The organism is Curtobacterium sp. MCBA15_001 (genome assembly GCF_001864835.1).
Classification (GTDB): domain Bacteria; phylum Actinomycetota; class Actinomycetes; order Actinomycetales; family Microbacteriaceae; genus Curtobacterium.
This window is the reverse complement of the sequence record NZ_MJGI01000025.1, coordinates 665,585-689,135: the sequence shown is the minus strand read 5'-3', so window position 1 is coordinate 689,135 and position 23,551 is coordinate 665,585. Positions and strand designations below refer to the sequence as shown.

At 71.8% G+C, this 23,551-nt stretch carries 24 protein-coding genes; 9 read left to right on the top strand and 15 right to left on the bottom strand.

Features of this window, described 5'->3' with window-relative positions:
* Nucleotides 1–886 (bottom strand): aldo/keto reductase (locus tag BIU90_RS15200; protein ID WP_071300984.1); only part of this gene is annotated, 886 nt, incomplete at its 3' end.
* Nucleotides 887–1,057: 171 nt separating this feature from the next.
* Here BIU90_RS15200 and BIU90_RS15195 point away from each other — a divergent pair.
* Nucleotides 1,058–2,380, top strand: a complete 1,323-nt coding sequence (locus BIU90_RS15195) for an LCP family protein (protein ID WP_071300983.1) — start codon at nt 1,058–1,060, stop codon at nt 2,378–2,380.
* 16 nt (nt 2,381–2,396) lie between these two features.
* Here BIU90_RS15195 and BIU90_RS15190 read toward each other — a convergent pair whose 3' ends face one another.
* Nucleotides 2,397–4,814 (bottom strand): excinuclease ABC subunit UvrA, encoded by a 2,418-nt coding sequence (locus tag BIU90_RS15190; RefSeq protein ID WP_071300982.1) that lies wholly within the window; start codon nt 4,812–4,814, stop codon nt 2,397–2,399.
* Between the two features lie 123 nt (nt 4,815–4,937).
* Between BIU90_RS15190 and ppk2 the strand changes: the two genes are divergently transcribed.
* Nucleotides 4,938–5,846, top strand: coding sequence for a polyphosphate kinase 2 (gene ppk2 / locus BIU90_RS15185; protein WP_071300981.1), 909 nt, complete (start codon nt 4,938–4,940; stop codon nt 5,844–5,846).
* Nucleotides 5,847–5,914: 68 nt separating this feature from the next.
* Nucleotides 5,915–6,790, top strand: coding sequence for an NAD-dependent epimerase/dehydratase family protein (locus tag BIU90_RS15180; RefSeq protein WP_071300980.1), 876 nt, complete (start codon nt 5,915–5,917; stop codon nt 6,788–6,790).
* A gap of 1 nt (nt 6,791) precedes the next feature.
* Here BIU90_RS15180 and BIU90_RS15175 read toward each other — a convergent pair whose 3' ends face one another.
* A complete protein-coding gene (locus tag BIU90_RS15175) occupies nt 6,792–7,373 on the bottom strand; it encodes a TetR/AcrR family transcriptional regulator (RefSeq protein WP_071300979.1) in 582 nt (193 codons plus the stop codon).
* 23 nt (nt 7,374–7,396) lie between these two features.
* Here BIU90_RS15175 and BIU90_RS15170 point away from each other — a divergent pair, with 23 nt between their 5' ends.
* The gene (locus BIU90_RS15170) at nt 7,397–8,569 is read left to right on the top strand and encodes an MFS transporter (RefSeq protein ID WP_175470228.1); all 1,173 of its coding nucleotides are present in this window, start codon (nt 7,397–7,399) and stop codon (nt 8,567–8,569) included.
* Nucleotides 8,566–8,787 (top strand): hypothetical protein, encoded by a 222-nt coding sequence (locus BIU90_RS15165; RefSeq protein WP_071300978.1) that lies wholly within the window; start codon nt 8,566–8,568, stop codon nt 8,785–8,787. The genes BIU90_RS15170 and BIU90_RS15165 overlap by 4 nt, the downstream gene beginning before the upstream one ends.
* Before the next feature lie 20 nt (nt 8,788–8,807).
* Here BIU90_RS15165 and BIU90_RS15160 read toward each other — a convergent pair whose 3' ends face one another.
* On the bottom strand, nt 8,808–9,707 hold the full coding sequence (locus BIU90_RS15160) for an SDR family oxidoreductase (protein ID WP_071300977.1): 900 nt from the start codon (nt 9,705–9,707) through the stop codon (nt 8,808–8,810).
* A gap of 113 nt (nt 9,708–9,820) precedes the next feature.
* On the opposite strand from BIU90_RS15160, the gene BIU90_RS15155 reads away from it, so the two are divergent.
* Nucleotides 9,821–10,159 carry a DUF3140 domain-containing protein gene (locus BIU90_RS15155; protein WP_071300976.1) on the top strand — a complete coding sequence of 113 codons (339 nt, stop codon included), beginning with the start codon at nt 9,821–9,823 and terminating at the stop codon, nt 10,157–10,159.
* Here the strand turns inward: BIU90_RS15155 and BIU90_RS15150 are convergent.
* Genes BIU90_RS15150 through BIU90_RS15125 form a run of 6 tightly spaced genes read right to left on the bottom strand, consistent with a single transcriptional unit; the run spans nt 10,138 to nt 16,842 of the window.
* Nucleotides 10,138–11,433, bottom strand: a complete 1,296-nt coding sequence (locus BIU90_RS15150; RefSeq protein ID WP_217640929.1) for a glycoside hydrolase family 125 protein — start codon at nt 11,431–11,433, stop codon at nt 10,138–10,140. The genes BIU90_RS15155 and BIU90_RS15150 overlap by 22 nt on opposite strands.
* Nucleotides 11,430–12,449, bottom strand: a complete 1,020-nt coding sequence (locus BIU90_RS15145) for a Gfo/Idh/MocA family protein (RefSeq protein WP_071300975.1) — start codon at nt 12,447–12,449, stop codon at nt 11,430–11,432. The genes BIU90_RS15150 and BIU90_RS15145 overlap by 4 nt, the downstream gene beginning before the upstream one ends.
* Before the next feature lie 42 nt (nt 12,450–12,491).
* Entirely contained in the window at nt 12,492–13,499 is a 1,008-nt protein-coding gene (locus tag BIU90_RS15140; protein ID WP_071300974.1) for a Gfo/Idh/MocA family protein, read from the bottom strand.
* 25 nt (nt 13,500–13,524) lie between these two features.
* On the bottom strand, nt 13,525–14,913 hold the full coding sequence (locus tag BIU90_RS15135; RefSeq protein ID WP_071300973.1) for an ABC transporter substrate-binding protein: 1,389 nt from the start codon (nt 14,911–14,913) through the stop codon (nt 13,525–13,527).
* Nucleotides 14,910–15,842 (bottom strand): carbohydrate ABC transporter permease, encoded by a 933-nt coding sequence (locus BIU90_RS15130; protein WP_071301080.1) that lies wholly within the window; start codon nt 15,840–15,842, stop codon nt 14,910–14,912. Before BIU90_RS15130 ends, BIU90_RS15135 begins: the two co-directional genes overlap by 4 nt.
* Nucleotides 15,843–15,852: 10 nt before the next feature.
* Nucleotides 15,853–16,842 carry a carbohydrate ABC transporter permease gene (locus BIU90_RS15125; RefSeq protein ID WP_254787069.1) on the bottom strand — a complete coding sequence of 330 codons (990 nt, stop codon included), beginning with the start codon at nt 16,840–16,842 and terminating at the stop codon, nt 15,853–15,855.
* Between the two features lie 176 nt (nt 16,843–17,018).
* Here BIU90_RS15125 and BIU90_RS15120 point away from each other — a divergent pair, with 176 nt between their 5' ends.
* Nucleotides 17,019–18,284: an ROK family transcriptional regulator gene (locus BIU90_RS15120; protein WP_071300971.1), complete on the top strand. Its 1,266-nt coding sequence runs from the start codon at nt 17,019–17,021 to the stop codon at nt 18,282–18,284.
* A 54-nt stretch (nt 18,285–18,338) separates the two neighbouring features.
* On the opposite strand, the gene BIU90_RS15115 is transcribed toward BIU90_RS15120, so the two are convergent.
* Nucleotides 18,339–18,623, bottom strand: a complete 285-nt coding sequence (locus BIU90_RS15115; protein ID WP_071300970.1) for a hypothetical protein — start codon at nt 18,621–18,623, stop codon at nt 18,339–18,341.
* A 119-nt stretch (nt 18,624–18,742) separates the two neighbouring features.
* On the opposite strand from BIU90_RS15115, the gene BIU90_RS15110 reads away from it, so the two are divergent.
* The gene (locus BIU90_RS15110) at nt 18,743–19,702 is read left to right on the top strand and encodes an SDR family oxidoreductase (RefSeq protein ID WP_071300969.1); all 960 of its coding nucleotides are present in this window, start codon (nt 18,743–18,745) and stop codon (nt 19,700–19,702) included.
* A 152-nt stretch (nt 19,703–19,854) separates the two neighbouring features.
* Here BIU90_RS15110 and BIU90_RS15105 read toward each other — a convergent pair whose 3' ends face one another.
* From BIU90_RS15105 to BIU90_RS15095, 3 genes are read right to left on the bottom strand one after another with little or no spacing between them, the layout of a single operon-like run.
* Nucleotides 19,855–20,262 carry a RidA family protein gene (locus BIU90_RS15105; protein ID WP_071300968.1) on the bottom strand — a complete coding sequence of 136 codons (408 nt, stop codon included), beginning with the start codon at nt 20,260–20,262 and terminating at the stop codon, nt 19,855–19,857.
* A 25-nt stretch (nt 20,263–20,287) separates the two neighbouring features.
* Nucleotides 20,288–20,845: a histidine phosphatase family protein gene (locus BIU90_RS15100; protein WP_071300967.1), complete on the bottom strand. Its 558-nt coding sequence runs from the start codon at nt 20,843–20,845 to the stop codon at nt 20,288–20,290.
* 22 nt (nt 20,846–20,867) lie between these two features.
* A complete protein-coding gene (locus BIU90_RS15095; RefSeq protein WP_071300966.1) occupies nt 20,868–21,584 on the bottom strand; it encodes an MgtC/SapB family protein in 717 nt (238 codons plus the stop codon).
* Nucleotides 21,585–21,645: 61 nt separating this feature from the next.
* Here BIU90_RS15095 and BIU90_RS15090 point away from each other — a divergent pair, with 61 nt between their 5' ends.
* Nucleotides 21,646–23,136, top strand: coding sequence for a reverse transcriptase family protein (locus BIU90_RS15090; protein WP_083403987.1), 1,491 nt, complete (start codon nt 21,646–21,648; stop codon nt 23,134–23,136).
* Nucleotides 23,137–23,231: 95 nt separating this feature from the next.
* Here BIU90_RS15090 and BIU90_RS15085 read toward each other — a convergent pair whose 3' ends face one another.
* Nucleotides 23,232–23,522 carry a metal-sensitive transcriptional regulator gene (locus BIU90_RS15085; RefSeq protein WP_071300965.1) on the bottom strand — a complete coding sequence of 97 codons (291 nt, stop codon included), beginning with the start codon at nt 23,520–23,522 and terminating at the stop codon, nt 23,232–23,234.
* Nucleotides 23,523–23,551 lie beyond the last annotated feature (29 nt).

Below are 23,551 nucleotides of genomic sequence, written 5' to 3'. Positions count from 1 at the left end.
GCGCCACCGCGGTGGCGCCGGTGTTCTCGTCGATGCGCTCCGTGCGGCGGGTCCCCGGGATCGGCGCGATGAACGGCTGCTGTGCGAGCAGCCACGCGAGCGCGACCTGACCGGGCGTGGCACCCCGCGACTCGGCGAGGGCACGGACCGCGTCCACGAGGGCCTGGTTCGCCGCGAGGTTCTCCGCCTGGAACCGGGGGACCTTCCCACGGATCTCACCCTCGCCGAAGGACGCCCCCGGGGTGATCGTCCCGGTCAGGAAGCCCTTGCCCAGCGGACTGAACGGCACGAAGCCGATGCCGAGCTCGGCGCAGGTCGGCAGGACCTCGGACTCGGGGTCGCGCGTCCAGAGCGAGTACTCGCTCTGGACCGCCGTGACGGGGTGCACGGCGTGGGCGCGACGGATGGTGGACGGGGCCGCCTCGGAGAGCCCGAAGTGCCCGACCTTGCCCTCGGCGACCAGCTCGCCCACGGTCCCGGCGACGTCCTCGATCGGGACGTCGGGGTCGACGCGGTGCTGGTAGTAGAGGTCGATCGCGTCGACCCCGAGGCGTCGGAGCGATCCCTCGGCGGCCTGCCGGATCCGCTCCGGGCGCGAGGTCACCCCGACGTTCTGCCCGTCGACGATGTCGAAGCCGAACTTCGTCGCCAGCACGACCCGGTCGCGAACCGGGGCGATCGCCTCGCCGACGAGCTCCTCGTTGTCGTACGGGCCGTAGACCTCGGCGGTGTCGACGAGCGTCACGCCGGCCTCGATCGCGTACCGCAGCACGTCGACCATCGCCGCGCGGTCACCGGGGTTCGGACCGTAGCTCTGGGACATCCCCATCGCGCCGAAGCCGACGGCCGAGACCTGGAGTCCCTGGCCGAGTGTCCTGGTGTGCATGGCTGCTCCTGTCGTCGCGGGGTGTGCTCCGCCCACGCTACGCATCCGGAGCGTCCGTACAGGTGTACCCGTGGAACACCCCCGGGACGGCTCGGGCCTCGTCGCCCCTGGACCGGGCATCCGGCATGATGACCCGATGGGCGGACGGCGCCCGGTGACGGGGGCAGGCACATGAGCGCGCAGGACGAGACCGCGGTCCAGCACGGCCGGTTGCGGCGACGCGGGACGGTGGGGTTCGCGTTCACGCTCGTCGCCGTCGTCGCGGCGGTGGTCCTGGTGAGCACGAGTTCCGTCGCGGCGATCGCGACGTGGCAGGTGGTGCAGCACGCGCGCCCCACCGTGTCGCTCGCGATGCCCGGTGCGGCATCGGCGAACCCGGCTCCGGCCCTGACCGCGCAGTCGGGCGAGGTGAACATGCTGCTCGTCGCGACGGACACCCGCGACGGACAGGGTGCGGGCTTCGACGACGCCGCGAACCGGCAGGCGAGCAGCGGCGTCGGCAACAACGACACGAACATCCTCGTGCACATCTCGGCGGACCACTCGAACATGGCGGTCGTCAGCTTCCCGCGCGACCTGGTGGTGCCGATCCCGGCGTGCACGAACGACCAGGGTTCCGTGACGCCGGCGACGTCCGCGGCGATGCTCAACACGGCACTGTCCCGCGGCGGAGAGCAGCACGGGCTCGCCTGTGTGGCGAGCACGATCTCGCAGCTCACGGGCCTGCAGGTCGACTACGCCGGCAAGGTCACCTTCGACGGGGTCGTCGCGATGGCGACGGCGATCGGCGGGGTCGAGGTGTGCCTGGCCACGCCGATCCACGACGACGACGTCACCCCGGCGCTGGACCTGCAGCCAGGACTCCGCACGCTGACGGGTGCACAGGCCGCTGCCTTCCTCCGCTCCCGCCACGGTGTGGGGGACCGGAGCGACCTCGGCCGGATCAGCAACCAACAGACGTTCATGGCCGCCCTCGCTCGGCAGACCGTCTCGGCGGGCACGCTGACGAACCCCGCCAAGGTGCTGCGGCTGGCGGACACGGCGTTCCGGAACATGGTGCTCTCCGACACCCTGTCCGACCCCGCGACCCTGGCGCGGATCGCGCTCGCGGTGAACACGGTCGGGCTCGCGAACATGGTCTTCGTCCAGTACCCCGTGTACGACGACCCGGACGCTGCTGGCCGTGTGCTGGTCTCCCCGGGCGCCGCGGACGCGCTCGACGCTGCGCTGCGGGCGAACCAGCCGGTGCAGCTCGGCGCGGACAGTCTCGGGCGCGCCGCCGTCGTCGACCCATCGGCCGACCCGTCGAGTCCGGCCGCTCCGTCCCGCCCGGCTGGGCCGTCTGGCGGCGCTGGTGCCGGAGCCGCCACGGGCACGCCGTCCGCAGCCGTCGGTGCCCCGGACGCGGCCAGTGCGCCGCCGTCAGCCGCAGCGCTGCCGGACAACGTCTCCGGGCAGCGTGCGGACACCGTGACCTGCGCCGCCCGCAAGTGACGACCGGCGGCCGGGCTCAGCGCTCGAGCTGGTCCCGCAGGTAGGGCGCCGTCCGGCTGGTGTCCGAGGCGGCGACCTCGGCCGGGGTGCCGGAGGCCACGACCAGGCCGCCGTCCTCGCCACCGCCCGGCCCCATGTCGATGACGTGGTCGGCGTTCGCCACGACGTCCATCGCGTGCTCGACGACCACGACGGTGTTGCCCGCGTCCGTGAGTCGGGCGAGCTGCTCGGTGAGGAGCTCGACGTCCGCGGGGTGGAGCCCGGTCGTCGGCTCGTCGAGCAGGTAGAGCGTGTGGCCGGTCCGCGCGCGCTGCAGCTCGGTCGCGAGCTTGATGCGCTGCGCCTCGCCCCCGGAGAGCTCGGGCGCGGGCTGGCCGAGGCGCAGGTAGCCCAGGCCGACCTGCCGCAGGGTCTCGAGGGCGCGGGACGCCGCCGGCACGCTCGCCAGGAAGGGCGCCGCCTGGTCGACCGTCATGCCGAGCACGTCGGCGATCGAGGCACCGTTCCAGTGCACCTCGAGCGTCTCGGCCGTGTAGCGCGAGCCGTGGCACTCCGGGCACGGTGCCCAGCTGCCGGGCAGGAACAGCAGTTCGACCGAGACGGAGCCCTCGCCCTGGCAGACCTCGCACCGGCCGCCCGCGACGTTGAACGAGAACCGACCGGCGGTCCAGCCACGCTGCCGGGCGTCGTCCGTGGCCGCGAACGTGGCCCGGACCGCGTCGAACAGCCCCGTGTACGTGGCGAGGTTCGACCGCGGCGTGCGCCCGATCGGCCGCTGGTCGACCTGCACGACCCGGTCCACCAGCGGGTGGTCGAGGGCGCGCCGGGGGAGCACCCCGCCGACGAGCGAGGACTTGCCGGAGCCGGAGACCCCGGTGACGGCCGTCAGCACCCCGAGCGGGACGTCGACGTCGAGACCGTGCAGGTTGTGCAACGACACGTCGCGGAGTTCGAGCGTGCCGACCAGGGTCCGTGCCGTCCGGGCCGTCGGGTCGCTCGCGCGGGGGAGCAGGAACCGCCGGGTGACTGACTCCTGCACGTCGGCGAGCCCGTCCACCGGGCCGCTGTACAGCACGGTGCCGCCACCGCTGCCCGCGCCGGGACCGACGTCGACGACCCAGTCGGCACGCCGGACGATGCCCATGTCGTGCTCGACGACGAACACGCTGTTGCCGGCGGCACGCAGGTCCTCGAGCACCTCGACCAGGGACTCGGCGTCCGCGGGGTGCAGGCCGGCGCTCGGTTCGTCGAGCACGTAGACGACGCCGAACAGCCCGGACCGCAGCTGCGTCGCGATCCGCAGGCGCTGCGTCTCGCCGGGGGAGAGCGTCGGGGTTGCCCGGTCGAGCGACAGGTACCCGAGCCCCAGCCCGGTGAGCACCTCGACGCGGGTCAGCAGGTCCTGGGAGATCGCGACGGCCACCTCGGTGTGCTCCCCGGACGATGCGCGGGAGGTCGCCGGGGCCGCGTCGGTGATCGCCGCGATCGGCCGCAGCACGTCGGCCAGGTCGGTGAGCGGCATCCGGTTCAGCGCGGCGATGGTGTGGCCGCCGACGGTGACGGCCAGCGCGGAACGGGTCAGCCCGGTGCCGCCGCACAGCCCGCACGGGCCGGACTCGACGAACCGCAGGGCCTTGGTGCGCTGGGTCTCGCTCTGGCTGTCGGCGAGGGTGTGCAGGACGAACGCCCGGGCGCTCCAGAACCGGCCCTTGTACGGCTTCGCCACGCGGTCGCGCTTCGGGTGCACCTCGACCACGGGCTGTTCCTCGGTGAACAGCAGCCAGTCGCGGTCCTCGCGGGACAGCTCGCGCCAGGGCCGCTCGATGTCGTAGCCGAGCACGGCCGTGACGTCGCGCAGGTTCTTGCCCTGCCAGGCGCCGGGCCACGCGGTGATGGCACCGTCGCGGATGCTCAGCGTGTCGTCGTGCACGGCGGACGCCTCGGTGACCTCGTGCGCGGTGCCGAGGCCGTGGCAGCGCGGGCAGGCCCCGGCGACGGTGTTCGGCGAGAACGAGTCGGACTCGAGCCGCTCCGCGCCCGACGGGTAGGTCCCGGCGCGGGAGAAGAGCATGCGCATCGAGTTCGACAGCGTCGTCAGCGTGCCGACCGTGGAGCGGCTGCTGGGAGCGCCGCGCCGCTGCTGCAGGGCGACCGCGGGCGGCAGTCCGGTGATCGAGTCGACGTGCGGGGTGGACCCCTGGGCGATGAGCCGGCGGGCGTACGGCGCGACGGACTCCAGGAAGCGGCGCTGCGCCTCGGCGAACACCGTGCCGAACGCCAGGGACGACTTGCCCGATCCGGAGACACCGGTGAAGGCGACGATGCAGTCGCGGGGCAGGTCGACGTCGACGTCCTGCAGGTTGTGCTCGCGGGCGCCGCGGACGCGGATGAACCCGTCGTGCGGGCGATCGGACGTGTCGGAGAGGGCGGGCATCCTGTCGACAGTAGGCGGGGCGGCTGGGTGTCGCCGCGCGTGTCCACGTGTCCTTGGGGCGCTGTTCACCCGGAGTGGCCAGACTGGGTCGAGCGCGGACGCCGCGCACGGAACGGAGACGTGATGCTGGACGCCACACCGGTCGGGGACCTGCGCGAGTACATCGAGGACCTGCGCACGCGGGGCTTCACCGTCGACAGCGCGCACACCGCCGACCCTGAGCTGATCGACCCGCAGGGCAACCCGATCCACACGTGGCGCGAGGACTACCCGTACGACGAGCGGATGGACCGCGACGAGTACGAGTTCGAGAAGTACCGCCTGCAGGTGGAGCTCCTCAAGCTGCAGTACTGGCTCGAGGACGAGGGCCGCCGGGCGATCATCCTCTTCGAGGGGCGCGACGCCGCGGGCAAGGGCGGCACGATCAAGCGGTTCACGGAGCACCTCAACCCCCGCACCTCGCGCGTGGTCGCCCTGTCGAAGCCGAGCGACCGCGAGCGCGGGCAGTGGTACTTCCAGCGCTACGTCGAGCACCTGCCGAGCGCGGGCGAGATCGTCATGTTCGACCGCTCCTGGTACAACCGCGCCGGCGTCGAGCGGGTCATGGGGTTCTGTACCGACGACGAGTACGAGACCTTCATGAACCAGGCACCGTCGTTCGAGCGGATGCTCGTCGACTCGGGGATCCACGTCACGAAGTTCTGGTTCTCGGTCACCCGCAAGGAACAGCGCACCCGGTTCGCGATCCGGCAGCTCGACCCGGTGCGCCGGTGGAAGCTGTCCCCGATGGACGTCGCGTCGCTGCGGGTGTGGGACGACTACACCGCCGCGAAGGAGGCCATGTTCCAGCGCACCGACAAGCGCTACGCCCCGTGGACGATCGTCCGGAGCAACGACAAGAAGCGCGCGCGGGTGAACGCGATGCGGTACTTCCTGTCCCAGTTCGACTACGACGACAAGGACACCACCGTCGCGGTCGCCCCGGACCCGCTGCTGGTGATGCGCGGCAAGGCCCTGCAGCTCGAGGAGTGACGGACGGGAGGCGCGGGACGGGCCCGCCCCGCGCCTCCCGTCCGGCACGCGTTCAGTAAGGTCGACCGGTGACTGTCATCATCGCCGGGTGCGGCGACCTCGGGATCGCGACCGGCCTGCGGTTCGCGGCGTCCGGCCACCGCGTGGTCGGCCTGCGTCGGCGTGCTGAGCGGATCCCGGCTCCCCTCGAGGGTCGCTCCGTGGACCTGCAGCGGGACGTCCCGACGATCGACCCGGACACCGAGGTCGTGGTGGTCGCACTCGCCGCGGGCAGCCGCGACGTCGACACGTACCGCGCGACCTACGTCGACGGCCTGCGGAACGTGCTCGACGGCATCGACGCGTCGACCGCCACGCCGCGACTGCTCGTCGTCTCCTCGACCGCGGTGTACGGCGGCGACGGCGCCGTGGACGAGGCCACGCCCGCGACCGGGGGCACCCCCACCGCGGACGTCCTGCTCGAGGCCGAGGCACTGCTGCGCTCCCGGGCACCCGAGGCGACCCTGGTCCGCCTGTCCGGCATCTACGGACCGGGCCGTGAGCGCCTCGTCGACCAGGTCCGCTCCGGGACGGTGACGCTGGCGACGACGCCCGAGGGATCGCGCATGACGAACCGCATCCACCGGGACGACGCGGCAGCGGTACTGGTGCACCTGGCGTCCCTCGGTTCGCCGCTGCCGCTCGTGATCGGCACCGACGACGAACCCGTCCGGCTGGACACCGTGTCGCGGTTCATCGCGGACGAGCTCGGCGTGCCGCTGCCGGCACCCGCAGCGCCGCAGGACGCCGAGCCCGGGGTGCTCGCACGCCGGACGCCCGCGCCCGGATCGGACAAGCGGCTGTCGAACGCCCTGCTCCGCTCGACGGGGTTCGCCTTCGCGTACCCGACGTACCGCGAGGGCTACCGCGCGGTCATCGCGGGCGAGGGCGTCCGCCATCCGTAGGTCAGGGGCTGCCCTGGACGACCAGGCTCCGTGCGACCAGGCTGCGGGCGACGTCACGCGCGACCGCGGTGTCGTGGCCCGGCTCCCGCAGGCGCATCGCGAGCGCGCCCGACACGACGAGCAGGAGCTGTTCGCCGAGCACCGCGGCCCGAGTGCCGACGACCGGCTCCGCCAACGCGGTCAGCCGGGTCCGGAGCGCTTCGCTCTCGGCGTCGAGCACGACCCGGATCGCAGCGGGGGCGTCGGCGTACTCGGACGCCGCGCCGAGGAACGCACACCACCGCGAGGCCGCTGAGCGGGTCCGGAAGTCGTCGAGTGCGTCGAACACGGCCAGCAGCCGGTCGAGCGGGTCGGTGCGTCGCGCCACGGCGGCGGTCCACGTGTGGAGCCAGTCCTGTTGGCGGCGCTCCAGGGTGGCTGCGACGAGCGCTTCCTTGCTCGGGAACCCCCGGTACAGCGTGGCGGAGGACACCCCGGCCCGCTCGAGCACGGCGTCCACCGAGGTGGCGGCGATCCCGTGCGCGAAGAACAGGTCCTCGGCCGCGTCGAGCAGCTTCCGTTCGGTTCCTGCACGCATGGTCATGGCAGCACCCTAGACTCCGAGAAGTGAAACGATCGTTTTCGAAATTCGGACTGGCAGCTGCGGGGACCTCGCTCATCGCGGTGACCTACGGGCTCGTGCGTCTGGCGTACGGCCTGGTGCTGCCGGACGTCCAGGCCGACCTGCACCTCGGCACCGTCGCGGCCGGGTGGATCTCCTCCGGCGCGTCGCTGCTCTACTGCGTCGGTGCGAGCGTCGGGTTCTTCGTCGCTGCGCGTGTCCCGCGCACCCTGGTCGTGCTGGCGGCCGGGACGGCGGCGGTCGGCGCCGCGGGCGTGGCACTGAGTCCGACCGCGGCGCTGTTCGGCGCTTCGGCGGTCCTCGCCTCGGCGGGTGCGGGCCTCGCGTCGCCGGCGCTCGTCCAGATCGTCGCTCGCTCGATGGCGTCTGCCGATGCAAGACGGGTGCAGACGATCGTCAACGCCGGTACCGGGCCCGGGCTGGTCGTCGCCGCGCTGCTGGCGGTGGTGCTGCTGCCCGACTGGCGGGCCGCCTGGGCGATCAGCGCGGTGTGCGCCGTCCTCGCCGGGATCGCCGTGCTCGGGACGGACCACGGCGGAACGCGGAGCAGCGCAGTGACCGTGACACTGCCGCCGGGCGCGTGGTTCCGACGCCACCGCGGACTCCTGGCCGCAGCCCTGCTGCTCGGCGCAGGATCTGCCCCGGTGTGGAACCTGGGTCGGACCGTCCTGGTCGACGCGGGTGTCGGCCGCACGGTGTCGGTGGTCGCCTGGATCGCGCTCGGCATCGGCGGAGCAGCGGTCGTCACCACCGCGCGGTGGCTCGACGCTCGCTCGGCTCCCGCCGCTTGGAGCATCACCGTCATGGCCGTCGCCGTCGCCACGGTGGGCATCGGGGTCGGAGCGGGTTCCGTGCCCGTCGCCCTCGTCATGTGCGCCGTGTTCGGATGGGGCTACACCGCCGCGACCGGGGCGCTCATCGCCTGGACGACCGACCTGGACCCTGACCATGCACCCGCCGGGACCTCGATGCTCTTCGTGACGCTCGTGCTCGGGCAGGCCGCCGGGGCTGCCGTCGCCGGAAGCGTGCTCACGGCGGTGGGGCCCGCGGGAACGATGGTCGCCGGGGCAGTGGTCGCCGTCCTCGGCGTCGCGGCGGCAGGGCTGGGTGGCGTCAGGCGAACGGTCGGGGCCGTGCGGCAGGATGGACCCTCGTGAACACCCCAGCGCAACAACCGAAGTGGCGGACCCTCTGGTCGACGATCCAGGTCGGCGTGCTGTCCGCCGCGGTGATCACGTGCATCGTGCTGCTGAGCGTCGGCGACCCGAAGCTCGCCCGCGTGTGGGCCGTCGCCCTCGTCTTCTTCGGCATCGCCCTGCTCGGGCACATCACGTTCCTGGTCTGGACGAAACGCACCGAGCGCGGCCACCCCTGACGCAGTCCGCTTGAGCACAGCTACGGCGTGACCATGCCGCCGTTCACGTTGAGCGTCTCGCCGGCCACGAAGCTCGACTCCTGCGACGCCAGGAACACGTACGCGGGCGCGAGCTCGGCCGGCTGCCCGGCGCGGCCCATCGGCGACTCGCTGCTGCCGAACTCGGGCAGCGACTCGGGGTCGACGCCCCTCGTGACCTGCAGCACGGACCACGTCGGCCCCGGAGCGACGACGTTCACGCGGATGCCGCGCTCGACCAGCAGCTGCGACAGCCCCTTCGAGAAGTTGTTGATCGCGCCCTTCGTCGCCGCGTAGTCCAGGCGGTCCGGCGCCGGCTTGTACGCCTCCATCGATGCCGTCGTGGTGATCGTCGACCCGGGCTGCAGGTGCGGCAGCGCGGCCTTGACCAGGCGGAACAGCGCGAAGACGTTGACGTCGAACGTCGCCTCGAACTGCTCGTCGGTGATGTCGAGCAGGTCCGGCTGCCACACCTGCTTGCCGGCCACGCTGACCAGCGCGTCGAGTCCGCCCAGGCCGACCACGGCCTCCTGGACGAGCCGGGGTGCGTAGTCGCGGTCCCGCAGGTCTCCCGGGACCGCGACCGCGGTCCGACCCGCTGCGCGGATCTGCTCGATGACGTGGTCGGCGTCGGACTGTTCCTCGGGCAGGTAGGCGAGGGCGACGTCCGCCCCCTCGCGCGCGAACGCGATCGCCACGGCGCCGCCGATGCCGGAGTCGGCGCCGGTGATCAGGGCCTTGCGGCCGGCCAGCCGGCCGGTCCCGCGGTAGCTCGACTCACCCAGGTCGGGAACCGGCGTCATCTGGGACTGGAGGCCCGGCTCGGCCTGCGTCTGCGGCTCCGGGCTGACGTTCGGGTAGCGCGTCCGCGGGTCGCCGAACTCGTACTGGTCCATGGGCATGGGCAGGCCTTCCGTCGTCGTCAGTGGTCCGGCAGCCATGCAACCCGGCGGCCGCTGAACGGCCGTCCACCGTGCTCCGTCGACGTCCAGCCGGGGGAGACGATCGTGGGCGTGTGAGCGACGACGACCAGAAGCAGACCCGGGACGACTTCGCGGACGCGGTGAACATGACCGCGTCCGCCCTCGACAAGTGGCTCGACACGGACGAGTCGAAGCGCGTCGGACAGAAGTCCGGCGGCAGCTCGGAGTCGACCGGGCACGAGAGCGGGCGGCACATCGTGCGCATCCTGCGGAAGAAGCAGGGCGAGTACACCGATGCCGACTACGCACACATGCACAAGGTCGTCGGGTACGTCGCTCGGCACCGGAAGCAGCGGCCGAAGGGCGACGTGCACGACACCGCGTGGCGGTGGTCGCTCATGAACTGGGGTCACGACCCCGAGGCGGGCTGACCTCCCCGGACGTCGTCGACGACGGTCAGGGCGAGCTCGCAGAACATCGCGTCGGCCCACGAGAACCACGGGCGCGAGAACGACGTCGGGTCGTCGACGTGGAACGACTCGTGCATCGACCCGGTGCTGGCATCGGTCGCCACCAGCACGTCGAGCAGCTCGCGGCGGCGCTCCGGCGTCCCGGTGATGCCCTCGACGCACAGCGCGATCGGCCAGACGTGCTCGGGTTCCGTGTGCGCGCTGCCGATGCCCTGCGCCGCCGAGCCCTGGTACCAGTACGGGTTCGTCGGCCCGAGGACCAGCCGTCTGGTGGCCGCAGCGACCGTGTGGTCGATGACGTCCGGCGCGTCGAACGGCAACGACAGCAGCGAGGGCATGTTCGCGTCGTCCATCAGCAGCACACCGCCCAGCCCGTCGACCTCGTACGCGTAGACCCGCTCGCCGTCGTGCTCGACGATCCCGTGTGCGGCGACCCCGGCCGTGATCGTCGTGCGGAGCGCATCGGCGTCGTCGGCGAGCCGGTCGTCGCCGTACACCGACCGGGCGACGTCGGCCAGGGCGAGCAGCGCCTGGGCGGCGTGCAGGTTCTCGGGCACGTTGTAGCCGAACGTGCAGGAGTCGTCCGACGGGCGGAACCCGACCCAGGTCATCCCCGTCACGGCCACCGGGGTCCCGCGACCGTCGCGTGCCAGGGTCTCGGTGGCGAGCGGGGAGTCGCGGACGAAGCGGTAGTCCGAGGTCTCGTGGTCGGTCTCCGCACGGAGCTGGTCGACGACCGTGCGGAACACCCGGTGGGCGCGTTCGTCGAACACCCGGGCGTCGCCGGTGGCCCGCCACAGCCGGTGGGCGAACTGGACCGGGTACGCGAGGCTGTCGACCTCGTACTTCTGCTCCCACACGAGCGGGTCCTCGCAGCGGTCCGCGGGGTCGTAGTGGGCGCCGGAGGCCGTGCGGTTGAAGGCGTTGGCGTACGGGTCGTGCTCGATGAGCCGGAACTGCCGCCGGACGACCGCGGCCAGGACCTCGGCCAGCTGCGGGCAGGTCCGGGCGAGGCGCAGGTACGGCAGCATCTGCGTCGTCGAGTCGCGGAGCCACATCGCCGGGATGTCGCCCGTGATGACGAAGGCGGTGCCGTCCTCGTCGATCGTGATGGTGTCGGTCAGCGTCCGGGTCATGGCGGCCTCGACCCGGTCGCCCACCGTGACGCCGACCGCGCTCCGGACCGCGTCGGCGGCTCCCCGGAGCGCGGTCGTGACGTCGGGGTGCAGGATCACGCGTGGACCGCGTCGACCTGCAGGACCTGCGCGATCGTGCCGTTGTGGGCGCCCTCGTAGGCGGCCAGGATCATCCCGAGCACCGCGATGCCCTCGCGCTCGGTGTGGATCGGCCGCGTGCCGTCCCGCAGGCACGCACCGAAGGCACCGATCTCCGCGGCGAACGTGTCGACCTCCTCGAACGTGACGGTCTCGCTCGTGCCGTCGCGCAGGTCCCACCGCAGGGTCGTCCCGTCGCTCGTGAGCGACCCGTGCTCGCCGACGACGCTGAAGCGCTCGGTGCCGGCGGCGGGCTCGTATGCCCAGCTGGTGACGAGCTGGCCGACGGCACCGTTGTCGAAGCGGAAGAGCGCCTGCGCGGAGTCCTCGCCCTCCATGAACGCCAGGCGGTGGGTCGAGAGCATCGCGGTGGCCTGCACGGGGACGCCGCCGGCCAGGTGCATGAGCAGGTAGCTGGGGTGGTACCCGGTGTCGATGAGCTCCCCGCCGCCGCTCGTCGCCGCGTGGGCGCGCCAGCCCATGTTCGACGGGTCGAACTCGTTGCGGAAGCTGTCGGTGGTCCGGACCTCGTACACGGTGCCGAGCGCGCCGCTGTCGATGAGCTCCTTCGCCTTGGCGACCGCCGGCATGAACAGCTGGTTGTGGGCACACATCAGCGTGACGCCGGCCTCGGCGACGGCGGCCTGCACGTCGCGGGCCTCGTCCGGGGTCAGGCAGAGCGGCTTCTCGCACAGGACGTGCTTGCCGGCGCGGGCCGCTGCCACGATGGCGTCGCGGTGCAGGTGGTGCGGCAGGCAGATGTCGACGGCGTCGATGTCGGCGCGCTCGAGCATCTCGGTGTAGTCGGTGAAGAACGGGACGCCGAGTTCGGCCCCGCGGGCCTCGGCGGTGGACGCGAAGGCGTCGGCGACGGCCGCTACGCCGATGACGTCGCTGTGCTGTGCGTAGCCGTTGATGTGGAAGGTGGCGATGCCGCCGCCCCCGATGAGTCCGACGCGGATGATGTCGGTGGACATGGTGACTCCTGCTGGTGCTGGTGTGGTGGTCGGTGGTGCTGGTCAGACGGCGGCCGGGACCGGGTGGGGTGCGCCGGCCGCGGCGGCTGCGGCGTTCGCCGCGACGACGAGCCGGGTGAGCTCGACGGCGCGCGCCGTGTTGTCGTCGGCGCGCGTGCCGGACGTGATGTGGTCCACCCACTGTCCGAAGGCGTCCTGACCGTCGTCGGGCAGGTCGATGGTGACCGCCTGCTCGCCGTACGCCGACCCGCCGGCGGTGAGCCGGTCCTCCCGGTCGGAGTAGGACAGCCATCCTGCGGTCCCGGCCACGTCGATCGTGAACGGGGTGCCGGCGACGAAGCCGGCCTCGATGACGCCGATGGCCTGCGAGGGGTAGCCGACGGTGACGACGGCGTGGTCCTCCACCGCACGGCCGGTGACCGAGCGGTAGACGGCCCGCACGGTGTCGGGGCGGGCGCCGAGGAACAGCTGGGTCAGGTAGACGGGGTGGCAGCCGAGGTCGGTGAGCGCGCCGCCGATCGCGGTCGCCGGGTCGAAGAAACGCTCCGGGAGCCACGGTCGGACGGCGCCGTCGTGGGACAGCCGGACCCGGGCGTGGTTCACCTCGCCGAGCCGGCCGGACCGGATCTCGTCGAGGATCGCCTGCGTGTACCCGTGGTACAGCCGGGGGAGGGAGACGACGAGCTTGACCCCGGCGGCGTCGCAGGTGGCGACGAGGTCCTCGGCTTCGGACACCGTGGGAGCGAGGAGCTTCTCGGTGAACACGTGCTTGCCGGCCCGGGCGGCTCGGGTGATGACGTCGTGGTGCACGTCGGTCGACGTGGTGATCGTGACCGCGTCGACGTCGTCACGGGCGAGCAGCGCGTCGAGGTCGTCGGCGAACGGGACGCCGAACTCGGCTGCCCCGGCCTGTCCACGGGCGACGTCGTCGTCCCACACGGCGACGAGCTCGGTGCCCGGGTGCTCGACGGTCTGGCGGGCGTAGTCGCCGGCGTGGACGTGCCAGAACCCGAGGACGGCGACGCGGATCGGGGTGGTGGTGCTGGGCATGCGAGGGTCTCCTTCGTGAGACGGGCTAGATCTGGACCTTGTCGTAGTCGGCGGGCAGCTTGAACGGGGTGTAGGTCTGCATGATCGGGTCGACGCGGGCCTGCGCACGCTCGACCGCCTGTTGTGGGGAGGCCGTCCCGAGCAGCACGCTCGACCGGGCGTCGGCGAGCGAGTCCCACCACTGGCCGCCGACGGGCAGCGGCGGGCGGCAGGTCGACGCGGGCATCGACTCGACGAAGAACTTGATCGACTTCGCCGAGCCCTTCGGGTCCTTGAGCGCGGCGATGTTCGACGGGACGCTGGTGGCGGGGACCATGTACGTCTCCTGCCCCTGCTTGCCGGTGAAGTACTTCATCAGCTCCCACACCGCCTTGTTCTTCTTCGACCCCTTGGGCAGGCAGAGCGCGAACCCGCCGGACCAGGTGTACTTCGGAGCGTCCGCGGTCTGCGTCGGCAGGTACGCCACCGTCCAGTCGAGGTCCTTCGGTCCGTAGTTGTCGAACGTCTGGATGGTCGAGGGCACGCTGACCATGAAGGCCATCCGGTTCGCCAGGAACGCGGTCTGTCCGGGTGGGTGCCCGGTCGGCTCGTAGGTGGCGATGAAGGTGTCGGCGTCGCGGTACCCGTACCGCTTGGCCCAGTCGTCGTAGAACTCGTAGATCTTCTTGACGCTGTCGGAGTCCATCGTCATGTGCGAGGTCTCCTGGTCGAAGTACTCCGCCCCGAGCCCGAGGCCCCACGTGAACGGCCACCCTTCGCCGTACCAGGGGAGCAGGCCCATGTGGGTGTAGTTCCCGCCGGACTTCTTCGTGAGCTTGTCGCTGACCTCGCCCATCCGGTCGAACGTGACCGGCCCGTTCTGTTGCCAGTCGAACTCGTCGGCGTCGATGCCGGCGTCCTTGAGCATCGTCTTGTTGACGAACATGCCGCGGGCGTCGGTGTCGTGCGGCAGCCCGTACGTCTTGCCCTTGTAGGTGAGCTCACCGACTGCGAAGCCGAGCCAGTCAGCGAGGAACTCCTCCTTCGAGACGTCCTCGAACTCCGCGATGAGCTCGTCGATCGGTTCGATGAGCCCGATCGCGGCGTACTGGGCGGCACTGAACCGGTCGAGCAGCCACAGGTCCGGAGCCGTGCCGCCGCGGACCGCCGTGATGACGCTGGTGGCGTCGCCGGTGCCCTGCGACGGCACCTGGTTGACCCGGACGTCGATCTCCGGGTGCAGGCGCTTGAACTGATCGATGACCTTCGTCTGGAAGGGCACGAACGTCCCGGTGACGCCCCAGAGCGACACCGCGTTCGGGTTGCTGCCCGCCCCGCCCGTCGCGCACCCGGCGGCGAGGAAGGCGAGGGCCCCGGCGCCACCGGCCGCGGCGGCGGTGCGCAGGAACGTCCGGCGGTCGAATGCGTTGCTCACTTGAAGCTCCCGATCTGGATCCCCTTGAGGAAGGTCCGCTGGAAGAAGAAGAACAGGATCACCAGCGGTGCGATGATGAGGATCGAGGCCGCCATCAGCTGGTTGAACTGGAAGTCCGCGCTGTTGTTGAGTCGGAAGACCTGCAACCCGATGGACAGCGTCTGCACGTTCTGGTCCTGCAGGTAGATGAGCGGGCCGAGGAAGTCGTTCCACGCCCCCACCGCGGCGAAGATGCCGACGGTCACGAGCGCGGCCCGCGCCTGCGGGAACACGATCCGCCACAGGATGCGCCACTCCGACGCCCCGTCCATCCGGGCTGCGTCGAGCAGGTCCTTCGGGATCTGCAGCAGGAACTGCCGGAGCAGGAAGACGTAGAACGCCGACCCGAACAGGCTCGGCACGATGAGCGGCAGGAACGTGTTGATCCAGCCGAGTCGCGCGTACAGGTCGAACATCGGGATGAGCGTCACCGGGAAGGGGATGAACAGCGTCGCCAGGACGACGTAGAACATCCGGTCACGACCACGCCACTCGATGCAGGCGAACCCGTAGGCGATGACCATGTTCGACGCCATCGAGAACACCGTCACGCAGACCGTGATGATCAATGTGTTCCGGAAGAACGTGAAGAACGGCATCGCGTTCACGGCGTCGCCGAAGTTCGACCAGTCCAGCCACTGCGGGAACCACGTCGGAGGGAACGCGCCGAGCTCGGTGTTGCCCTTCAGCGCGGAGATGAGCATCCAGTAGATGGGCACCAGGAACAGCAGGCTCATCGCGATGAGCACGACGCGGGCGCCGATGCTCGACCACGGGGAGCGGACGGAGCCGTCCGCGTTCCGGGAGCGGTCAGCGCGGGCGTTCCGGCGGTCCTTCGGGCGGACGTCCTCGATCGACGACGTCTCGGTGGACACCTGGTCCTGCTGCATCGTCACGGCGTCACTCCCCGTTCACGTCGTAGTTCACGAACCGCTTGGACAGCCAGTAGACGAGACCCGACAGGATCATCCCGGCCAGGAACAGCAGCACGGCCATCGCACTCGCGAAGCCGAGCTGCGCGTAGCTGAACGCGTTCTTGTAGAGGTAGAGCATGTAGAACAAGGTCCCGTTGTCCGGCGACCCCAACCCGCCCGTGCCGGACGAGATCACGTACGCCTCGGTGAACACCTGCAGGCCGTTGCTGATCCCGGTGATCAGGTTGAACAGGATCGCGGGGGAGATGAGCGGGAGCGTCAGGGCGAAGAACTGCCGCATCGGTCCGGCACCGTCCACACGGGCGGCCTCGTACAGGGTCTTCGGGATCCCACGCATGCCGGCCAGGAACACCAGCGCCGCGTTCCCCGCACCCATCTGCGCCAGGGCGACGATGACGAGCTTCGCCGTCGTCGGATCGCCGAGCAGGTTCGTCGCTGGCACCCCGACGAGCTTCAGCACCTGGTTGACGATGCCGGTCTGCGGGTTCACGAGCACCACGAAGATGAAGGCCAGCGCGAACGTCGGGATGAGGGACGGGATGTACAGCGCCGTCCGGTACCAGCTGATCTCCTTCACGTCCTGGTTCATCGCCAGGGCGATCACGATCGCGACCACGATGCCGACCGGCACCGCGATCACCGCGTAGAACAGCGTGTTCCCCACGGCGGTGTGCACGAGCGGGTCGATGAACGCCGCGACGTAGTTGCCGAACCCGACGAACGTCGCCGCGTCCATACCGGAGTAGCGGGTCAGGCTGATCACGAAGGAGTAGATCAGCGGGTAGGCGATGAACACCGCCACGCCGATGATCCACGGGGAGATGAACGCGATGCCCACACGGAGCCGTCGCTTCTCCGCCGGGGTCCAGGGGTGTCGTCGCCGCGCGCGTCGACCGGTGCCCTCGGTCGAGGTCGCGGGTCGCACTGCGGTGGCCGGGCGAGCAGTCGTCGTCACGGGCGTCCCTTCGGGTCCCCGTGGCCACGCCGGTGTGCTCACGGGCGCCGCCACGTCGATGTGGCCGCTGGCGGATCGTCCTCGAACGGTCGGTTCAATCCATTCGATTGACAAATTCGCTTGGACAGCGATGCTAAGGACCATGACCCCGGCCCGTCAACCACGAGGACACTGAGATGTCTGCAGGGCAGAACCACACCCACACCGGAGCCCACAACCGCGCCGTCGTCCTCGACCTCGTCCGACGCAGCGGACCGCTCACCCGCACGGACATCCGCGACCGCACCGGGCTCTCCGCGCAGACCGTGTCGAACATCACCGCCCGCCTGCAGGCCGACGGACTCGTGCACGACGCCGACCGACGCCTCACCCTCGCCCGCGACGGCCGCTTCGCCGTCGGCGTGCACCTCGACCCCGCCCACGTCGCCGTCGTCCTGCTCGACCTGGGCGGCGGGCTCGTCACCGAACACCAACTCGGCGCCGCCGACCTGACCGATCCCGGGACGACCCTCGACGCGATGGCCCAGGCGGTGGCCGACGTCGTCACCCGTGCACGTGTCGACCCCGCCCGCGTGGTCGGCATCGGCATCGCCGCACCGGGACCCATCGAGCTCGACGGCGCCACCCTCGGAGCCCCCGCGCAGCTCACGGCCTGGACCGGGTTCCCGCTCGCAGCCGAACTCGCCCGACGCACCGGTCTCCCCGTCCACGTCGAGAAGGACGTCGTCGCCAGCGCGCTCGCCGAGTGGTGGACCGCCCCGGTGGTGACCGACCTGGTGTCGCTGTACCTGGGGCACGGGGTCGGTGCCGGCATCGTGGTGGGCGGTCAGGTCGTCCGGGGCAGCACCGGCAACGCGGGGGAGTTCGGTGGGATGCCGGTGTCCGCACACGGCGCGTGGATGCCGCTCTGGCAGGCCTGTCAGCCCCTGCAGCAGGTCCGGCGCGGGATCGCCGCGGGACTCCTGCCGCCCGGCATCCCGCTCGAGGACCCCGGCGCCGTCCGCTCCGCGTTCGACGACCTGTGTCGGGCACCCGGCGCGGCACCGCTGGTCGTCGAGGCCGGGGCCGCGGTCGGCTCGGCACTCGTGCACCTGGTCGAACTGCTGGACCTGCCGCGGATCGTGGTCGGCGGCAGCGCGGCCCAGGCAGCCGGCTCCGTCCTGCTCGACGCGCTGCGCGCCCGGCTCGGTGAGCGGCTCGCCATCACCGCGATGCCCTGGGTCGGTGCGACGACGCTCGGGGAGAACGTGGTGGCGCGCGGTGCCGCGTGTGCCGTCCTGCAGGCGACACCGGCGTCAGCGCTCGGCACGGTGGGACTGGTCACGACGGACCGGAACGGCCGGACCGCTCGGACCGCCGGGACCGCTGGGACCGTTGGGACCGCTCGGTCCACTCGGACGGGAGGCCCGGCTCGGCCCCGCGACATCGCCCACCCCTGGTAGGCGATCGCGCTGGGCGTCCCGGCGTCGGCTGGTCCGGCGCTGGGCGTACCGGGGCTACTCGCTCCCGATGCGCAGCAGCAGCGGTCCGAGCAGCCCGATCACCCAGACGAGCACGATGCCGGCCGCGCCGAACGCGAGCATCCGGCGCTTCCACCGGCGCCTGGGTGTCGGCGGGGTCTCGCCCCACATCTGCGTGCGGACCAGCATCCGGTTCGCCTCACCCACGAGGCGTCGGATCTCGGGGTCGTCGAGCTCGAGGCGGCCCTCGCGCGCGTGCTCGGCGATCGCCCGGGCCTCGTCGAGGGACAGCCCGTCGCTGGTGCTCTCGCGCTCGGTCATGTCGTCATCGTCGCACGCGGCATCCCCACCCGGCCAGCGCTCGCGCCGACCGGCTTCGACCGTGCGCGCGCACCCCAGGACTGGGCATGCGGTCAGCGCCGCTCGCGTAGCCAGGAGGCATGTCGAAACGGTTCCGCGGTCAGGTCGTCGTCATCACCGGAGCGTCGAGCGGCATCGGCCGCGCGGCCGCCCACGAGTTCGCCCGGCGCGGCGCGACGGTGGTGCTCGCCGCACGCAGCCACGACAGCCTCGAGGCCGCCGCCGAGGAGTGCCGGCAGCTCGGCGCCGAGGCCGTCGCGATCCCGACCGACGTCGGTGACGAGCACCAGGTCGCGGACCTCATCAGCACCGTCACCACACGGTTCGGGCACATCGACGTGTTCGTCGGGAACGCGGCGCTGTTCATCTACGGCCTGTTCGAGCAGACACCGACCGACTCGTTCAAGCGCGTCGTCGACACGAACCTCTACGGCCACCTGTACGCCATCACCCACCTGCTGCCGCACTGGAAGCAACGGGGGCGAGGCACCTACGTGCTCGTCGGCAGCATCCAGTCGCTGCTGTCCGCGCCGTACCAGTCGGCGTACGTCACGAGCAAGCACGCCGCACTCGGGCTCGTCGACGTGCTCGGCGACGAGTTCGCACACACGGACATCCACTTCACCACGCTGATGCCGTCGACGATCGACACGCCGATCTACCAGAACGGCGCCAACTACACCGACAAGGCCTCGCACCCGCTGCCGCCGACCGTGTCCGTCGAGCGCGCCGGCAAGGCGGTCGTGACCGCGGCGCTGCACCCCAAGCGCTACCGGTTCGTCGGCCGCATCCAGGCGTCGCTCGTCCCGCTGCAGTACGTGTTCCCCGGCCTCTTCCACCGGATCACGGGACCGATGGTCGAGACCTTCGCGCTCCGCGGCCACCAGGAACCCACCGACGGCAACCTGTTCACCCCCGCCGACGCGGGCAACGCCACGGACGGCGGGTGGGTCGCCAAGCGTCGGCGCATCACGCGCCCGCTGGTCTGGGCGGGCGCCGCGGCGGCGGTCGCGGGTCTGGTCCTGGCGCGACGCCGCTGACGCAGCGACATCCCCGAAGTCGTACGACATCGGTCTTGTCGCGCGCCGACCAGGCCGCGGCTCGCGCGACAGGGTCGCTGTCGTACGACAGCGGTCGTGTCGGACGGGAGGCGCGGGGCGGTCCCGCCACGCGCCTCCCGTCCGCAACCACGTCAGTCGACGACGGCGGCGACTGCCTCGATCTCGACCAGCTGGTCGTCGTAGCCGAGCACCGTGACGCCGAGCAACGTGCTCGGTGCGTCGTGGTCGCCGAACGCGTCCCGCACGACCTGCCACGCGGCGATCAGGTCGGCCTGCCGCGAGGACGCGACCAACACCCGCGTCGACACGACGTCCTCGAGTGTGGCGCCCGCGTCGGACAGCGCCTGCCGCAGGTTCGCGATGCACGCCGCTGCCTGTCCCGCATGGTCGCCGACCGCGATGGTGCGTCCGGCTGCGTCCAGCGGGCACGACCCGGCCAGGAACACGAGTCGTGCGTCGGCGGGTGCGGTCGCGGCGTACGCGTACTCTGCGATCGAGCTGAGCGATGCGGAACGGATGAGACGGACTGCACTGACCATGGGGCCATCCTGGCGGACGCGTCGGTCAGGGCTCGATCCGGGACCAACCGGAACGGGCCTGCCACGTGGGCGGGTCGAACGTGAAGACGCTGCCCATGCCGGGTTGGTCGAGTGCGCGGCTGATCGGCACCGCGCGCAGGTCGGCGAGCAGCAGCGCTCCGACCGCGCCGTGCGCCACGATCGTGGCGTCACCGTCCGCTGTCAGCCGGCGGACGGCCGCGACGATGCGGGCCTGCGCGTCGACGGCGCGCTCCCATCCGCGGACCGACGTGTCGGGCCGGGCGAAGAAGGCGTCGACGACGGGCTCGAACACGTCCGGCGGCAGGTAGCCGGTGGCGCTGCGGTCGATCTCGCCGAGCCGTGCGTCGGTCTCCGGCGCGATGCCCACCGCACCGCCGACGAGCGCGGCGGTCTCCACGGCCTTCTGCTCCGTGCTCGACACGATGCGCGTGACGCCGGGGTCCCACGAGGACACGTGCGCACGGGTCGCTCGGGCCCGCCCGGCAGGAGAGAGTCCCCAGGACTCGATGGGTGCGACCGGGTCGACGACCACCTCGGCGTGGGTCAGGAAGTACGAGACCATCCACCGAGCATGGCAGAGGCGGTCACTCCAGTTCGTCGGCGACCGCGGGGTCCACCGTCCGCACGCCGGCCACTTCGCTGATCTGTGCGAGCAACACCGCAGTCTCCCGGGAACCGGTCACCTCGAGCCGCACGACCGTGGTCCCCTCCCGCTCGCTGTCCTGCTGGACCAGGCGACCCAGACGCCACCCCGTGGACGTCAGGACGCTGAGCACCCTCGGGAGCACGCCGTGCCCGGCGTCGTAGACGACCTCGAGCGTCAGCGACGTGTCCGCCGCGTGCGGGAGCGCCCGGATGAGCGCGGTGTACCCGAAGACCACCACGAAGTGCAGAGCGGTGACGACGAGCGCGAGCACCCAGAGACCGGCCCCGGCGGCCATGCCGATGGCCGCGGTCTCCCACACCGAGGCGGCCGTCGTCAGCCCCCGCACGGTACCGCGTCGGGTGAGGATGAGTCCCGCGCCGAGGAAGCCGACACCGGAGACGACCTGCGCCGCAACACGGGACGGGTCGAGCACGACGTGTCCTGCCACGAGGACGTCCCCGAAGCCGTACTTGCTGACCAGGAGCATGAGCGCTGCCGCGGTCCCCACGATCGTCTGCGTCCGGATCCCGGCGCTCTTCGACCGCACCTGCCGCTCGAGGCCGATCAGGGACGCGAGCAGGAAGGCGAGCAGGACCTCGCCGATCTGCACCCACCCCTGGCCGGCGAACGGTTCGGTCAGGTCGGCGATGCTCATCGAGACCGACCGTACCCCGGCGGACCCCGACGGACCCCGACGGACGTCGTAGGGTGTCGCCGTGGGGTTCCCGGGGGAGGCGGACGGCGCGCGTGACGCGCCGACCTCTCCGGGGTCACCCCGGGGCACGCAGTACCAGCAGGACCACACGCCCCGAGAGGCACGGCGCGCTCCGCGCACTCGCCCTCACGGAAGCACTGACAGGTCTCCCGGGAACTCCACGCACACGCCGATCGACGTCGTCGCGGGCGCCCTCGCCGACGCGTTCCTGACCGCCGCACGGTGGGAGCGCGACGGGCTGACCGCCGTGGGCTACGACGTGCTCGGCGTGGAGCGGACCTACGTCGGGGTGGCCGTCGGCGTCGCCCTCGACGCGTACCCGAGACCGCCGGTGGACGCCCCGCGGCAACTGGCCGCGGTCCTCGCGGGCGCGCCGCGACTGGTCCGGCTGCACGAGGCGCGCGAGCCGCTGCGGCCCGTGCGGGTCCTGCTGCGACGGGCTGCCCCGGTGCAGGCGCATCCGACCGTCGCCAGCCGGCTGCTCGTCGACACGCTGCCCGAACTCGCCCGCGAGCTCGACCTGACCGTCGGGCGGCTGCTGTGGCTGGCCGACACGCGGGGCTGGAACCGCGGCCCGGGTCCGACGAGTCCGTTGCACCACCACCGCCACGAGTGGCTGCAGCGGCCGGGACGGACCCCGCGCCTGCTCGAGAAGCCGTACGCGATGCTCAAGCGCACGCAGCGCACCGTCCTCGACGACCTGCTCGCGGTGCTGCCCGTGCACGATGCAGCGCACGGGTTCGTTGCCGGGCGCAGCGTGGTCTCCGGCGCGGCCGAGCACGTCGGCAGGCCCGTGGTGCTCTCGGCCGACCTGACCTCGTTCTTCGCGAGCGTGAAGTCTCCGACGGTCTTCGGCGTGTTCCGCTCGGCCGGGTTCGCCGAGCCCCTCGCGCAGGTCCTCACCGGCCTGTGCACGCACCGGGTCCCGCCACACGTGCTGACGGCGATGCCGCCCGGTGGAGACCCGGACGAGCGGGCCGCGCTCCGTCGGGCACTCGCTGCCCCACACCTGCCGCAGGGGGCTCCGACGTCCCCAGCGCTTGCGAACCTGTCGTTGCGGCACCTCGACGCCCGCCTGGCCGGCTGGGCCGCAGCCGTGGGCGGCACCTACACGCGGTACGCCGACGACCTGACGTTCAGCGGGGGTGATGCCCTGGCCGCCCGCCCCGAGGCGTTCCTGCGCGGGGTCGACCGGATCGTCACGGAGCAGGGCCACACGCTGAACCGCCGCAAGACCCGGGTCCGTCGCGCCGGGGTGCGGCAGTCGGTGACGGGCGTCGTCGTGAACGAGCGGACGTCTCCGGGTCGGCGCGAGGTCGACCGCCTGCACGCGGTCCTGCACAACTGCGTCGAGCACGGGCCGTCGTCGCAGGACCGCGGCGACCACGCCGACTTCCGTGCACACCTGCTCGGCCGGATCGGATGGGTCGAGCAGGTCAACCCCGGGAGGGCCCGACGGCTGTGGGCGGAGTTCGCGCGGATCCGCTGGTGATGACGCGACCGCTGACCGGGCTGTGCTGGTGGTGTCGGTGTCGGTGTCGGTTGCGGCGCCAGCCGATCCGGCAGTGGCCGCAGCCCGTCGTCGTGTCAGGACCGGACGAGCCGCGCGATCGCTGCCGACGCCTCGGCGATCTTCGCCTCCGGGTCCCCACCGTCCGCGACGGCATCGGCGACGCAGTGCCGCAGGTGGTCCTCGACCAGTCCGAGCGCGACCGACTGCAGGGCCTTCGTCATGGCGGACACCTGGGTCAGGATGTCGATGCAGTACTGCTCGTCCTCGACCATGCGCTGCAGTCCGCGGGCCTGTCCCTCGATGCGCCGGAGCCGCTTGAGGTACGCGTCCTTCGACGAGATGTAGCCGTGCTCGTGATCGGTCATGAGACCTCCTGTGGACCGGTACCCCACCA